This window comes from Allobosea sp. Tri-44, from assembly GCF_004123845.1.
Lineage (GTDB): Bacteria > Pseudomonadota > Alphaproteobacteria > Rhizobiales > Beijerinckiaceae > Allobosea.
The window spans coordinates 655,621-670,308 of record NZ_NBDP01000003.1 but is presented as its reverse complement, the minus strand read 5'-3'; the positions used below and the strand labels follow the sequence as shown (position 1 = coordinate 670,308).

The 14,688-nt window shown below is 66.4% G+C and carries 12 protein-coding genes and 1 pseudogene; 9 read left to right on the top strand and 4 right to left on the bottom strand.

Annotation, left to right across the window (positions count from 1 at the left end; all coding sequences use genetic code 11):
• Nucleotides 1-46: 46 nt before the first annotated feature.
• The 3 genes and pseudogenes from B6S44_RS29775 to B6S44_RS03315 all read right to left on the bottom strand — a co-directional run bounded on the left by B6S44_RS29775 (nt 47) and on the right by B6S44_RS03315 (nt 1,278).
• On the bottom strand, nt 47-244 hold the full coding sequence (locus B6S44_RS29775; RefSeq protein WP_248309415.1) for a hypothetical protein: 198 nt from the start codon (nt 242-244) through the stop codon (nt 47-49).
• Nucleotides 245-295: 51 nt separating this feature from the next.
• Nucleotides 296-358 (bottom strand): annotated as a pseudogene (locus B6S44_RS30165) (hypothetical protein); the annotation flags it as partial.
• Between the two features lie 227 nt (nt 359-585).
• Nucleotides 586-1,278 (bottom strand): GntR family transcriptional regulator, encoded by a 693-nt coding sequence (locus tag B6S44_RS03315; protein WP_248309414.1) that lies wholly within the window; start codon nt 1,276-1,278, stop codon nt 586-588.
• A gap of 86 nt (nt 1,279-1,364) precedes the next feature.
• Between B6S44_RS03315 and B6S44_RS03310 the strand changes: the two genes are divergently transcribed.
• Together B6S44_RS03310 and B6S44_RS03305 are read left to right on the top strand one after the other, a co-directional pair.
• Nucleotides 1,365-4,775: a molybdopterin-dependent oxidoreductase gene (locus tag B6S44_RS03310; protein WP_129155308.1), complete on the top strand. Its 3,411-nt coding sequence runs from the start codon at nt 1,365-1,367 to the stop codon at nt 4,773-4,775.
• Nucleotides 4,776-4,814: 39 nt separating this feature from the next.
• The gene (locus B6S44_RS03305) at nt 4,815-6,257 is read left to right on the top strand and encodes a short-chain fatty acid transporter (RefSeq protein WP_129155307.1); all 1,443 of its coding nucleotides are present in this window, start codon (nt 4,815-4,817) and stop codon (nt 6,255-6,257) included.
• 106 nt (nt 6,258-6,363) lie between these two features.
• Here the strand turns inward: B6S44_RS03305 and B6S44_RS03300 are convergent, their stop codons facing one another.
• Nucleotides 6,364-7,257 carry a LysR substrate-binding domain-containing protein gene (locus B6S44_RS03300; RefSeq protein ID WP_129155306.1) on the bottom strand — a complete coding sequence of 298 codons (894 nt, stop codon included), beginning with the start codon at nt 7,255-7,257 and terminating at the stop codon, nt 6,364-6,366.
• Nucleotides 7,258-7,364: 107 nt separating this feature from the next.
• Here B6S44_RS03300 and psrA point away from each other — a divergent pair, with 107 nt between their 5' ends.
• The 7 genes from psrA (at nt 7,365) to B6S44_RS03265 (ending at nt 14,662) form a co-directional block, all read left to right on the top strand.
• Entirely contained in the window at nt 7,365-8,453 is a 1,089-nt protein-coding gene (psrA, locus tag B6S44_RS03295) for an iron-containing alcohol dehydrogenase PsrA (RefSeq protein ID WP_129155305.1), read from the top strand.
• Nucleotides 8,454-8,531: 78 nt separating this feature from the next.
• Nucleotides 8,532-9,407 (top strand): phosphonate ABC transporter substrate-binding protein, encoded by an 876-nt coding sequence (gene phnD, locus B6S44_RS03290; protein ID WP_129155304.1) that lies wholly within the window; start codon nt 8,532-8,534, stop codon nt 9,405-9,407.
• 29 nt (nt 9,408-9,436) lie between these two features.
• Entirely contained in the window at nt 9,437-10,246 is an 810-nt protein-coding gene (gene phnC, locus B6S44_RS03285) for a phosphonate ABC transporter ATP-binding protein (protein WP_129155303.1), read from the top strand.
• Between the two features lie 15 nt (nt 10,247-10,261).
• Nucleotides 10,262-11,065, top strand: coding sequence for a phosphonate ABC transporter, permease protein PhnE (gene phnE / locus B6S44_RS03280; RefSeq protein WP_129155302.1), 804 nt, complete (start codon nt 10,262-10,264; stop codon nt 11,063-11,065).
• Between the two features lie 25 nt (nt 11,066-11,090).
• Entirely contained in the window at nt 11,091-12,344 is a 1,254-nt protein-coding gene (phnA, locus tag B6S44_RS03275; RefSeq protein ID WP_164985704.1) for a phosphonoacetate hydrolase, read from the top strand.
• 2 nt (nt 12,345-12,346) lie between these two features.
• Nucleotides 12,347-13,798: a phosphonoacetaldehyde dehydrogenase gene (gene phnY, locus B6S44_RS03270; protein ID WP_129155301.1), complete on the top strand. Its 1,452-nt coding sequence runs from the start codon at nt 12,347-12,349 to the stop codon at nt 13,796-13,798.
• Nucleotides 13,799-13,921: 123 nt separating this feature from the next.
• The gene (locus B6S44_RS03265) at nt 13,922-14,662 is read left to right on the top strand and encodes a metallophosphoesterase family protein (RefSeq protein WP_129155300.1); all 741 of its coding nucleotides are present in this window, start codon (nt 13,922-13,924) and stop codon (nt 14,660-14,662) included.
• Nucleotides 14,663-14,688: the final 26 nt, after the last annotated feature.

Sequence of the window (14,688 nt, the reverse complement as noted above, 5' to 3'; positions counted from 1 at the left end):
GCAGCCTCAGCGACGTCAGGTTGGACGTGAACCGCGAGGATGGCGCTCAGATTTCGCTCTGAGCCGGAGGGCGGCTTCGCTGCAATTGCCCGATGAGCGGCCAAGCTATGGCGAGGAGCGCCAGAACACAGAGGATGATGCTGGTCAGGGTCGAGAACAGGATCTCGTACCCGCCATCCGAAAGCGACAGGGCGCGGCGAAAATTGTCCTCGAGCAGGCGGGCGAGCACGAAGGCCAGGAGCACCGGGATCAGCGGAATGCCGACCTTGCGCAGGCCATAGGCCAGTATGCCGATTGCGGTGGTACTGATGAGCTCGAAGGCCGAATTGGAGACGGCATAGACGCCGGCATAGGACAGAGCGAGGATGCCGGGATAGAGGATCCAGGCCGGGATCAGCAGCAGGCGGGGCTTTGGCGCTAATCCGCATGCTGGAAACGACCGCGAGCGAATAGTCGCCGACGGCGCTCGGCGTAACGCCGGCGAACCAGGCCCGCAGCCTGGCGGTGGTGTTTGGCCCGTTTGCCTGCACCCTGCCCGGTCTTCGTCGACCGGGTAGTCTTGAGCCGCCGAGAGACTGGCGCGAGCTAGGCGGGCCGGGCACTTCTCAGAGCAATGGCCTCAGTGAAGATCGGCTCCCAGGCCATGATATGGCCGGTCATCAACGCTTCGGCCTCGTCTTCGAGACCCTGTTTGATGACGTCGATGATGCGATAATGCTCCGGCACTGACGATTTCTGCCGGGCGAGGCCGTGCGGCGAGCGGATTCCGTAAAGCCGCATCCTGTCGCGCAGGCGCAGGACGATATCAGTCAGCACCTCGTTGCCGGCGAGCGCCAATAATTCTGCGTGGAACGCCCGGTCGGCGGCGAGATATCGCGGCACGTCCCCGGTATCGACCGACTGGGCAATGGCATCGGCCAGTACCTGGAGCTCCGAGAGGTCGTCGGCTCCCGCCCTGACCAGCTTGCGGAAGGCCGAGGCCTCGAGCTGGGTGCGCACCTCGAAGATTCCGCGCAATTCATCAAGCGAGGGATCGACGACCCGGAAGCCGCGATTGCGCATCGGCTGGAGCAGCCCGTCCGAGGTGAGCTGGAGCAAAGCCTCGCGGATCGGCGTCGTCGAGATGCCGAGCGTGCGCGCCAGGGACGGCACCGAGCAGACCGTGCCGGGCGGCATCTCGCCCGAGACGATCTCGATCCGCAGCTGATGGACGACCTTTTCGCGAAGGTTGGCGTCTGCCGAGACCAGCTGCATCCGTTCCCCACCCTGCGTCTGCATGTCCCGCGCTCTCTCCCAGATTCCACCGGATATAGCGACTCGCATCTCAGGCTTGTAGTAGCGCGTCACGCGCTATACGTTACTGCATGATCGATACGCATTCAGTCGAGATCAAGGAAGGGTATTGCACCCTGTGCCGCTCCCGTTGCGGCTCGCTGAATCACGTGCGGGACGGGCGTTTGGTGGCGGTTTCGCCCAATCCGGCCCATCCCACCGGAGCAGCGCTCTGTGCCAAGGGGCGGGCGGCGCCCGAGCTGGTCGAAAGCCCGCTGCGGCTGACCAAACCGCTGAAGCGCACCACTTTGCGCGCCGCCGATTCGCCGGAATGGGTCGAGATCGAATGGTCGGAGGCGCTCGACATGATCGCCGATCGGCTCGGCGCGATCCGGCGCGAAACCGGGGCCGAGACGGTCGCCTTCGCCGTGACGACGCCGAGCGGCACGCCGATGGTCGACAGCTTCGAATGGGTCGAGCGCTTCATCCGCTGCTTCGGCAGTCCCAACCTGATCTATGCGGTCGAGATCTGCGGCTGGCACAAGGATTTCGCCCAGGCCCTGACCTATGGCCGCGGCATCGGCGCCGCCGACTACGACAACGCAGACGCCATTGTGCTCTGGGGCCACAATCCGACGCGGACCTGGCTGGCGCAGGCGACCCGCATCGCCGAGGCCCGCAAGCGCGGCGCAACCGTCGCGGTGATCGATCCCAAGCGCGGCGGCGCCGGCGAGAGCGCCGATCTCTGGCTCGGCATCCGCCCCGGTGCGGACGGGGCGCTCGCCATGGGCGCCATCCGCCATCTCCTGGAAAACCGCAGCTATGACGACGCCTTCGTCCGGCAATGGACGAATGCACCGATGCTGGTCGATCTGGCGACCGGGCGCCTGCTCCGGGCGCGAGACCTCTGGCTGGACGGCGCGACTGAGGTCTTCGTGCTGCTGCGGCCGGATGGTTCGGCGCAGGCCTATGACACGCGCGAAGCGCTGGAACGACCGCAGGACATCGTCCTCGACGGCGAGGCTGAGCTGCACGGCGCGGATGGCCGGACGATCGCCTGCGCCACGGTGATGCGTCTGCTGGCACGCGAGGCCGCCGCCTTTACGCCAGACCATGTCGCGGGGATCACGGGGTTGGCGACAGCCGATCTCGCGCGCTTCTACGCGCTGTTCGAGGGCTCGCCCCGGCTCGCCTATCATTCCTGGACCGGCGTCGGCCAGCATTCCAACGCGACGATGATAGAGCGTGCCATCGGCACGCTCTATGCGCTGACCGGTGCAAGCGATCGCGTCGGCGGCAACATCTGGACGAGCGCACCCCCTGCCCGCGCCGTGAACGATTATGCCCTGCTGCCGGAAGCGCAGCGCCGCAAGGCGCTCGGCCTCACCGACCTGCCGTTGGGTCCGCCGTCCAAGGGCTGGATCACCGCCCGGGACTTCTGCCGGTCGGTTCTCGAAGGCGAGCCTTATCGCGTTCGCGCGCTGATAAGTTTCGGCACCAATTTCGTGGTGTCGCAGGGCGATTCAGCACGCAACCAGGCGGCGCTGCAGGCCCTCGACTTCCATGTCCATGTCGACATGTTCATGAACCCGACCGCCGAGCAGGCCGACATCGTCCTGCCGGCCAGCATGCCCTGGGAGCGCGAGGCGCTGAGACTCGGCTTCGAGATCACGCAGGAAGCGGTCGAGCATATCCAACTGCGCCAGGCCATGGTGGCGCCGCGCGGCGACGTCCGCGCCGATTACGACATCGCCTTCGATCTCGCTTGCCGGCTCGGCCATGCCGATGCCTTCTTCGGCGGCTCGATCGAGGCCGGCTGGAAACATCAGCTCGAACCGCTCGGGCTCAGCGTCGCGCAATTGCGGGCCGCGCCGGGCGGCATCCGCCTGCCGCAGCCGAACCCCGAGCGCAAATTCGCCGTCCCCCGGGCGGAGGGCGGCGTCGCCGGCTTCCCGACGGCGAGCCGCCGGATCGAGATCTATTCCGAGCAGTTGCTCTCGCTCGGGCACCCTGCCCTGCCCCGCCATGTCGAGCCGGCGAGCGCCGCGGGCCGTCCGGCGGCACTGCCGCTGCTGCTCTCGACCGCAAAATCCGGCTGGTTCGTCCACTCGTCGCACCGCCATGTCGCCTCGCTCCGGCGCAAGGCGCCAGACCCCTCCGTCGAGCTCAGCCTGGCTGATGCGGAAGCGCGCGGCATCGTCGCCGGCGACTGGGTGATCGTGCGCACGCGCGACGGCGAGGCGAGATTGCGGGCCCGGCTGGAGCCGACGCTACCGAAAGGCACCGTGATCGCCGAATTCGGCTGGTGGCAGGCCTGCACGCCGCTCGGACGCCCCGCCGCCGCCGTAGCGGGCCCGAGGACGAACAACATCAATGCGGCCCTCTCCGATCGCGACCGCGACCCGATCAGCGGCTCGGTGCCGCTGCGGGCGGTAGCCTGTGAGGTCGTCCGCGACGAGGCCGCCTCGCGCGGCTGGTGGACGGGGGAGCGTACCTTCCAGGTGAGCGCGCGCCGGCACGAAGCGAGCGATGTCCTCGCCTTCGGCCTTGCTCCGGTGGATGGCGGGCCCCTGCCCGGCTTTCTGCCTGGCCAGCATGTCCAGGTGACGGAGCCGGAGACGAAGCTCTCGCGTAGCTACTCGCTGACCGGCGCCAACGACAATCCGACCGAATTCGAGATCGCGGTGCGCCGGATCGGCCCCGGTGGTGAGGGCGCGCCGCCGGGCCGGATGTCGACGCGGCTGCATGACCTCGCGCCGGGAAGCATCGTCACGCTGCAGCCTCCGGCAGGCGTGTTCACGCCGCCGCTGACCGGCAACCGTCCAGTGATCCTGATCGCCGCGGGTGTCGGCATCACGCCGTTCGTCGGCTATCTCGACGCCTTGGCGCGGACCCTGCCGGAGCAGCGCCCGCCCTTGGTCGAGCTAGTCTACATCTGCCGCAACGGGGCCGAGCAGCCCTTCGGCGACTGGCTGGGCAGGATCGCCGGCAAAATCCCGGAGCTGAGGGTCGTTCGGGCCTTCACCCAGCCGCAGGCCGCAGATCGGACGGGCCGCGACTACGACCATGCCGGCCGGCCCGATGTCACGGCGCTCGGCCTCGCCTCCGGCATCCACCGGCCCCTTGCCTATCTCTGCGGCCCCGACAGCTTCGTCGCCGAGACCAAAGCTGCCCTGGTCGGCACCGGCCTGCCCGGCTTCGATGTCTTCAGCGAGGTCTTCGTCTCGCAGCTTGAGATTCCGGCCAATCTGGCGCCGCGCCGCATCGTCCTGGAGCGCAGCGGCCGCTCCTTCGACTGGTCGGTGCAAGCGGGCAGCCTGCTCGACGCGGCGGAGGCGGCCGGACTGTCGCTGCCCAGCGGCTGCCGCAGCGGCCAATGCGAGAGCTGCTGCCTGCGCGTCGTCTCTGGCTCGGCCAGCCATCTCTCGCCCTATGACGGCGCCCCCGACAGCTGCCTGACCTGTTGCGCGGTGCCGCTCAGCGACCTCGTTCTCGATGCCTGATGCAAGCCAACGGCGGAAAACCGCCACTGTGAGGGGATAATGACAGATACGACCTTGAATGACCGGGCGGCGGAGCCGTCGCGCGAAGGCGTGCTCGTGCGCCTGTCGCAGACCATGGTGGCTTTTTCCGAGCGCTGGTTTCCGGACGCCTATATCTTCGTGCTGCTGGCGACGGTCGCGGTGGCGCTCGCCGCGATCGTGCATGGCAGCTCGCCCGTTGCCGTCAGCGCCGCCTTCGGCGAAGGCTTCTGGAGCATCATCCCCTTCACCATGCAGATGGCCCTCGTCGCCATCGGCGGCTACATCGTCGCGCTCTCGCCGCCAGTCGCGGCGCTGATGCGGCGGGCTGCCGCGCTGCCGACCAGCGGCCGCGGCGCCGTCGTCTTCGTCGGCGTGGTCAGCATCCTGCTCTCGCTGGTGAACTGGGGCGTCAGCCTGATCTTCTCGGGCCTGCTCGTGCGCGAGATCGCGCGGCGCAAGGACATCCGCCTCGACTATCGTGCGGCGGGCGCGGCCGGTTACCTCGGGCTCGGCTTCGGCTTCACCCTCGGCATCAGCTCCTCGGCGGCACAACTGCAGGCGAACCCGGCAAGCATCCCGCCCTCGCTGATGCCGATCACCGGCGTGATCAGCTTCTACGAGACGATCCTGACCTGGCAGAACCTCCTGGTGATCGTGGTCGGCACGCTGCTTTCGGCGGCGATCTGCTACTACACGACCCCGTCCGATGCCGCGGCCAAGACCGCAGCAGACCTCGGTGTCGATCTCGTCGACGCCAAGGTCGAGCAGAAGCCGACCCGGCCGGGCGACTATCTCGAATTCAGCCCACTCCTGACGATCCTGATCGTCGTGCTGGCAGCCGGCTGGTTCTACGAGACTTTCAAGTCGGGCAACCCGCTGATCACCATGTCGGGCCTCAACACCTATAATTTCGTCTTCCTGCTCGTCGGCGCGCTGCTGCACTGGCGGCCGCGCAGCTTCCTGGTCAGCTTCTCGCAGGCGATGCCGAGCGTTGCCGGCGTGCTGCTGCAGTTTCCGTTCTATGGCGGCATCGCCTATATGCTGACGCGGGTGAAGACCGAGGGCGCCTCGCTCTCCGACACGATCGCGCACTGGTTCGTCAGCCTCGCCAGCGACACCAGCGTGTTCTCCTTCATCGTCGGGATTTATTCGGCGGTACTCGGCTTCTTCATCCCGTCAGCCGGCGGCAAATGGATCATCGAGGCGCCCTACATCATGAAGGCCGCCAACGAGATCGGTGCACATCTCGGCTGGACCGTGATGGTCTACAACATCGCCGAGACCCTGCCGAACTTCATCAACCCGTTCTGGATGCTGCCGCTGCTCGGCGTGCTCAAGCTGAAGTCGAAGGACCTGATCGGCTACACCTCGATGCAGTTCTTCATCCACTTCCCGGTGGTGATGCTGCTCGCGGTGGCCCTGATGCACACCTTCACCTATCGCGCTCCGGTCATCCCCTGAGCAACGGGAACTCGTCAGTGCCCTGCCGGCGCCCGTGTGCGGCGGCAGGGCAATTTCGCTGAGGACGCTCCTGCCTGAAATGCCTCAATCGCGGAGATCCCCCACATCATGATCTGCGCATGTCGGCATCAAAAGCCTCGCGCGTGCGGTGAACCACATCGATAAAGGCCTTGATGATCCGGCCGTTCTCGCGCTGCTTCATCACCACGACATGCGCGTAGGTATAGACCTCGGCCCCGTCGATCGGGATCAGCGTCAGGTTCTCGTCCGGGACGAATTCGGCCTCTGAAACATAGCTGATCCCGAGCCCGCGGATCACGGCCTCGCGGACGGCTTCGCGGCTGCCGATCTCCATGACCAACCTGGGCCTGGTACCCGTCTGGGCCAGCGCTCCCTCCAAGGCGCGCCGCGTCGTCGAGCCCTGTTCGCGCACGATCATCGCTTCGCCTTCCAGCTCCGCGAGCCGGATGCTGCGGCGCCCGGCAAAGCGATGATCGCGTCGCACGAAGATCGCCACGGGATGGCGGCGATAGGGAATGGTCAGGAGCCTGTCGTCCTTATCGATATAGGCGAGGACTGCAACGTCGCATCTGTAGGCGACGAGATCGCCAAGCACCTCGGCGGAGTTGCCGATTTTCACCGCCAGCTCGATCCCCGGATAGGCCTGGTTGAAGGCGGCGAGCATCTCGGTGACATGGAACGGCCCGACGGCACCGATCGAGAGCCGGCCGGTCCTGAGCTCGCGTGACTCCGTCAGGAAGGCGAGCGCTTCGGCCTCCTCGGCGAACAAGCGGGTGGTGATCGCGAGAAGCTGGCGCCCGGTGTCGCTCAGTTCGCGCCGCCGGCCACGCTTGACGAAGAGCTCGACACCGAACTCCTCCTCCAGCGCGCCGACCTGCGCCGTCAAGGTCGGCTGGCTGATGTTGAAGGCGTCGGCCGCGGCGTTGAATCCACCAGCGTTCGCGACGTTATGGAAGGATCTGAGTTGAGTGTAGCGCATAGATAATTTCTATCTATTTGGATTAAAAAATCAATTTGTTATAGGAAACGAGCTCTGTGAACATCCTCGCAACAAAGCCGGCAAGGCGCATTTTGAGGATGGAACGCATGAACTGGGCGTACTGGAACCCCGTGAAGATCCGTTTCGGGTCTGGCCTGCTCGACGAGGTCTCCGGCCTGATCGGCAACCGCCGCTGGGCCCTCGTCACCTATGACCAGCCGCTCTTCCGCGAGCTCTCCGTCCGGCTGACGGCAGTCGCCGGCGCACCGGTCGTGTCGATCACCAACATCGAGACCAATCCGGACTGCGCCGACCTCGCCGAGTCCTGCCGTCAGTTCGGCGCGGCCGAGCCGGCCGAGGTCATCGTCGCACTCGGTGGCGGCTCGATGATCGATGCGGCGAAGGTGCTGGCGGCCAGCGGCGGCGACTTCGAGACCGTGCGTCGGCATCTGGTCGAGAAGACGCCGCTCGACGCGACCACGATCATCCCGATCATCGCCGTGCCGACCACGGCCGGCACCGGCAGCGAGGTCACCTCCTGGGCGACGGTCTGGGACTCGGCCAATGGCAGCAAATACTCACTCGCCCATCCCCGGCTCTATCCGGAGACGGCGGTGCTCGACCCCGCCCTGACGGTTGGTGCGCCGCGCGGTCTCACCCTGGCGACCGGGCTCGACGCCCTGTCCCATGCGCTCGAAAGCATCTGGAACGTCAACGGCAATCCCGTGTCCGCGAACTATGCGGTCGAGGCGGCCCGCGAGATCATCGACACGCTGCCGCGCCTGCTGGAACGCCTCGACGATGTCGAGCTGCGGACCCGGCAGATGCGCGCCAGCCTGCTGGCGGGCCTCGCCTTCTCCAACACCAAGACGGCGCTCGCGCACAACATCTCCTACGACATCACGCTGAAGAGCGGCACGATCCACGGCATCGCCTGCTCCTTCTCGCTGCCGATGGTGATGCGCTGGGCGATGGGCGCGCAGCCGCAATGCGACGCGGCGCTGCGCCGGGTTTTCGGACCCGACCTCGACGCCGGGGCCGAGCGGCTCGGCGCCTTCCTCAGGGATCTCGGCGTCGCGACCGATCCTTCCGCCTATGGCGTCACCGCAGGTGAATGGAATCGCCTCGTCGGCAAGGCGCTCGAAGGCGAGCGCGGGCGCAACTTCATCGGACGGCAGGCGGCCATGGCCGCCTGAGCTCAACACCGGGCAACGACACCCGCAACGGTTCACCGGCAGTTCGAAAAGATCGCCGGATCATCTTGGGAGGATGACATGACCATTTCACGCCGGACGATTCTGAAGAGTTCACTGGCCACGGGAGCGATGCTGGCGGCGCCGGCCCTGGTCCAGGCCCAGACCAAGCTGATCCGGGTCGGGTTGATCCCGTCCGAGGATTCGCGGGCGATGCTGGAATCGAGCGCGCAGCTTCTCGCCGCGCTCGAGCGGAACCTCGGCATCAAGGTCCAGGGCTTCGTCGCCTCGGATTATAACGGCGTGATCGAGGCGATGCGCTCGAACCATGTCGACGTCGCCTATCTCGGCCCGTTCTCCTATGTGCTCGGCACCACGGTCGCGGCCATCGAGGCCTTCGCTACGGCGGAGACGGCCAAGTCGAGCCGCAGCTATTATCGCAGCCAGATCATCGCGCGGAAGGATAGCGGCATCAGCGACTGGAAGGGCCTGAAAGGGCGCACCTTCGCCTTCGTCGATCCGTCCTCGACCTCGGGCCATCTTTTTCCCAAGGCCGGACTGATGAAGCTCGGCTTCGATCCCGAGAAGGATTTCGGCCGTGTGCTTTTCACCGGCTCGCATGACGCGAATGCGCTCGCCGTCGCCAACAAGCGCGTCGACGCCGCGACGATCGCCGACCGTATCCTCGATGCTGCCGTGCAGAAGAAGCTCGTCGACCGCGCCGACATCCACGTCGTCTGGGAGTCGGACCCGATCCCGGAATCGCCGACCTGCTGGCGCAAGAACCTGCCCGAGGATCTGAAGGCGCAGATCAAGACCGCCTTCCTGAACATCCGGGACATCACCTGGGCCGACCAGGGCAAGCTCAACCGCTTCGTCGAGACCAACGACCAAGCCTACGACATCATTCGGGAGACGGCGAAAGTGCTGAAGCTCGACCTGACCAGGATGAAGTAGTCGCGAACGCGACCGGCGGAGGAAGCGACATGATCAAGATCGAAGGGCTGAAGAAGTCCTATGCGGGCCGACCGGTCCTGCAGGGCATCGACCTCAGCGTCAAAGCCGGCGAGTTCCTCGTCGTGCTCGGCCCGAGCGGCGCCGGCAAGTCGACGCTGCTGCGTTGCATCAACGGGCTGGCAGAGCCGGATGCAGGGCGGACCATCATCGACGGCAAGGTGCTCGACCTGAAGCGTGGCGCCGCCGGCAAGCGGCCGGTGGCGATGATCTTCCAGCACCACAATTTGGTGAAGCGCCTGTCGGTGCTGAAGAACGTCCTCGTCGGCCGCATGGCCGGGCTGTCGTCCTTCCTCAGCATGCTGCAGCTCTTCCCGAGGCAGGATGTCGCGATCGCGCTGGACTGCCTGGCGCGGGTCGAGCTCGCCCAGAAGGCGAACTCGCGCGGCGACCAGCTCTCCGGCGGCGAGCAGCAGCGGGTCGGCATCGCCCGGGCGCTGGCCCAGCAGCCGGCGGTGATCCTCTGCGACGAGCCGGTGGCGAGCCTCGATCCCAAGACCTCGCGCATCGTGCTCGGTTACCTCAAGGCGATCTGCAAGGAGGAAGGGATCGCAGTGATCTGCAACCTCCACCAGGTCGACTATGCCGTCGAGTTCGGCGAGCGCATCGTCGGCCTCAGCGGCGGCCGGGTGATCTTCGACGACACGCCGGACAACCTCACCTCCGAGATCGTCCACCAGATCTATCCCGGCCTCGAAGACCCCGGCATCAGCCGCGTCCTCAAGCCGCGTCCGGCCAGCCTGCCCGTGCTGGCGCCGATGATCGCCACCGCAACCGCCTGACGAGGGGAGAAACCAATGTCGCTCGGAACTCTGCAACTCGTCATCCGTCCGCCACAGGGTCGCTTCGGCTGGTGGGGCGTCGGTTTCATCGCGCTCGCCACCCTCGTCTTCCTGTGGTGGGCCGCGGTCGGTTCCCAGATCAACGCCAGCAATCTCTGGAACGGTATCCCCTATATGGTGGACTTCCTTGTCCGGATGATGCCGCCCAACCCGGAGTTCCTCGAACGGCTCTGGCAGCCGGCGCTGGAAAGCCTGCAGGTCGCGGTCTGGGGCACGCTGCTCGGCGTCGTCATCGCCCTGCCCGTCTGCTTCTTCGCGGCGCGCAATCTCAGCCCGAGCCCGGTCATCTATCACGCCACGCGCCAGGCGCTGAACTGCATGCGCGGCATCAACGAGATCATCCTGGCGCTGATCTTCGTCGCCGCCATCGGGCTTGGCCCCTTCGCCGGCGTGCTCGCCCTCGCCATCCATGGCGCCGGCATGCTCGGAAAATTCTTCGCCGAGGCGATGGAGGACATCGACGAGGGGCCGCTGGAAGCCTTCCGCTCGGCCGGGGTCGGCCCGTTCAAGACCTTCTTCTTCGGCGTGCTGCCGCAGGTGCTGCCGACCTGGCTCGGGACGATCTTCTACCGACTGGAGACCAATGTCCGCCAGTCGACCGTGCTCGGCATGGTCGGCGCCGGCGGCATCGGCTTCGAGCTCGTCTCCTCGATGAAGCTCTTCAAGTACCAGGACACCGCGACCTGCATCCTCGTGATCCTCGCCATGGTGCTCGTGGCAGACCTGATTTCGTCCCGCGTCAGAGCGCTGATCCGCTGATCGGCGCCGACCCAAGGAGTTCGTGATGAACATGTATTCGAAGCTTGGCGCGGACGTCGTCGCCAATGGCCGTAGCTATGCTCGCCCGGTTCGCCCGACGGTGGTGATCTGCATGGACGGTTCGGAGCCGTCCTATGTCGAGGCGGCGAGCGCCAAGGGGCTGACGCCGAACCTCGACCGGATCATGCGGAGCGGCGCCAGCACCCACGCCTATTCGGTGATCCCGAGCTTCACCAACCCGAACAACCTCTCGATTATCACCGGCCGCCCGCCTTCGGTGCACGGCATCGCCGGCAACTTCTTCTACGACCGCGAGGCCAAGGAGGAGGTGATGATGAACGATGCCCGCTTCCTGCGCGCCCCGACCATCCTCGCCGAGTTCCAGAAGGCCGGCCTCAAGGTCGCGATGGTCACCGCCAAGGACAAGCTCAGGACCCTGCTCGGCAAGGGCCTCGACTTTAGCACAGGCACCGCGATCGCCTTCTCCTCGGAGAAGGCCGACAAGGCCAACTTGCCTGAGAACGGCATCGACGACGTGCTCGGCTTCATCGGCATGCCGGTCCCGTCAGTTTACTCGGCCGATCTCTCGGAGTTCGTCTTCGCCGCCGGCGTCAAGCTGCTCAAGAGCTTCAAGCCGGACCTGATGTACCTCTCGACCACCGATTATGTGCAGCACAAGGCGGCACCGGGCTCGGAGATGGCCGACAGCTTCTACGCCATGTTCGATGGGTATGTCGGCAAGCTCGACCGCCTCGGCTGCACGCTGGTGATCACCGCCGACCACGGCATGAACGACAAGCACCTGCCCCATGGCGAGCCCGACGTCGTCTACCTGCAGAGCCTGATGGACGACTGGTACGGCAAGGGGACGATGCGAGTGATCCTGCCGATCACCGACCCTTACGTCGTCCATCACGGCGCGCTCGGCTCCTTCGCCACGGTCTATTTGCCCGACGGCGCCAGCCAGGAAGAGGTCGCCGCCCGCATCTCCGGCCTCGAGGGCATCGCGCTGGCGGTCACCGCGGCCGAGGCCTGCGAGCGCTTCGAGCTGCCGGCCGACCGGATCGGCGACGTCGTGGTGATCTCGACCCGGCAGAAAGTGCTCGGCACCTCGCCCGACAGGCACGACCTTTCCGGCCTGACCGAGCCGCTGCGCTCGCATGGCGGCATCACCGAGCAGCGCGTGCCGATGATCGCCAACCGGCCGATCACCGTCCCGGACGGGCGGATCCTGCGCAACTTCGACGTCTTCGACGTCGCCCTCAACCTGGTGCAGTGACGATGAACGCGACCGTGAAGCCGCCGGTGCGGCGCGAGGCGATGCGCATCGCCGGCAAGCTGATCTCGACCGACGACATGGTCGAAGTCAGGAACCCCTATGACGACAGCCTCGTCGGCCTCATCCCGGCCGCTCGCCCCGAGCATGTCCGCGAGGCCTTTGCCAGGGCCAGGGCCTTCAAGCCGGTGCTGACCCGCTATGAGCGCCAGAAGATCCTGCAGAAGACCGCCGAGCTCCTGTTCGCGCGCAGGGAGGAGTTCGCTCGCCTCATCACCGCCGAGGCCGGTTTGTGCTGGAAGGATTCGCTCTACGAGGCCAGCCGCGCCTACGACGTCTGGTCCTTCGCGGCCCAGCTCACCATCAAGGACGATGGCGAGATGTTCTCCTGCGACATCTCGCCGAACGGCAAGGCCCGCAAGATCTTCACCACGCGCCAGCCGCTGCTCGGGGTGATCTCGGCGATCACCCCGTTCAATCACCCGCTCAACATGGTCAGCCACAAGCTGGCGCCGGCGATCGCGACCAATAACCGCCTCGTCCTCAAGCCGACCGAGCTGACGCCGCTGACCGCCCTCGCCTTGGCCGACGTGCTCTACGAGGCCGGCCTGCCGCCGGAGATGCTCTCGGTCGTCACCGGCAATCCCTCGACCATGGGCGATGCGATGATCACCGATCCCGACGCGGATCTGGTGACCTTCACCGGCTCGGTCCGGGTCGGCAAGCACATCGCCGCGACCGCCGGCTACAAGCGCATCGTGCTCGAGCTCGGCGGCAACGACCCGCTGATCGTCATGGAGGATGCCGATCTCGACAAGGCGGCCGAGCTCGCGGTCACCGGCGCGACCAAGAACTCCGGCCAGCGCTGCACCGCGGTCAAGCGCATCCTGGTGGTCGAGAGCGTCGCCGACGCCTTTGCCAAGCTGATCGTCGAGAAGGCGAAGAAACTGAAATGCGGCGATCCGATGGACCCGACGACCGATGTCGGCACGGTCATCAACGCCCGCTCGGCCGCGCTCTTCCAGGCCCGCGTCGACGACGCCGTAGCCAAGGGCGCGCACGTCCTCCACGGCAGGCGGGCGGAAGGGGCGCTGTTCCATCCGACCGTGGTCGACCACATCCCCTATACCTGCGAGCTCGTGCACGAGGAGACCTTCGGCCCGGTCATCCCGATCATCCGCGTGCCCGACGACATCGCCGAGGTGATCCGCATCTCGAACTCGACCGCCTACGGCCTCTCCTCCGGCATCTGCACCAACCGCTTCGACTACATCCAGCGCTTTGTCGCCGAGCTCGAGGTCGGCACCGTCAACCTCTGGGAGGTCCCGGGATACCGCATCGAGATGTCCCCCTTCGGCGGTATCAAGGACTCAGGCCTCGGCTACAAGGAGGGCGTCGTCGAAGCCATGAAGAGCTTCACCAACGTCAAGACCTGGTCGCTGCCCTGGGCGGCTTGAGTTGCACGGTCAAACTGACCCGGAAACCAATAACGACGACGTCCGCGGTCTTGGCGCGAGCCCCGAGACGGGCCATCAAGGGCTGGCTGGCACTGAGCCGGCTCTGGATTTAGGATTTGCGACATGCGGCTAGGCGTCATCGCCGATGTGCACGGTAATTTGCCGGCTCTCGAAGCCGTGCTCTCCAGGCTCGCCGGGCTGGCCATCGACGCTGTCGTCAATCTCGGCGACTGCGCCTCGGGCCCGCTCTGGCCGGCGGAGACCGTGCGGCTCTTACGCGCCAGCACGATGAGCCATGTCCGTGGCAATCATGACCGGGCGCTCGGAGCGCTATCTCCGGATGGGCTCGGCGCGTCCGACGCTTTCGCCTGGCGGGACCTCGACGCGGAGGCGCGCAACTGGCTGGCGGCTCTTCCGTTCGAGATCGAGATCGGCAAGGCGCGCTGCTTTCATGCCAGCCCGCAGGACGACGAAACCTATCTCCTCGACGAGATCGAAAGCGGGCGCCTGGTCGCGGCCCATCCGGAGGCGGTCGAGGCTCTCATCGGTGCGGCCGGTTCTGCCGTGGTCCTGTGCGGGCACAGCCATCAGCCGCGCCTGCTGCGGCTCGGCAACGGCACCGTTGTCGTCAATCCCGGCAGCGTCGGCAATCCGGCCTACCAGGCCACGCATCCGAGCCTTCATGTCTCGGAAAGCGGCGCACCGCATGCCCGTTTCGCGGTGGTGACGATGGCTGATGCGGCAGCGGTGGAGCATCACGCCATCGCTTATGACTGGGAGCATGCAGCACGCCGCGCCGAAGCCAACGGCCGGGCCGACTGGGCCCACGCTTTGCGCGGCGGGTTGGTCCTAGCATCAACATAGCCCTCCCCACTTGCGGCAGCGCCAAT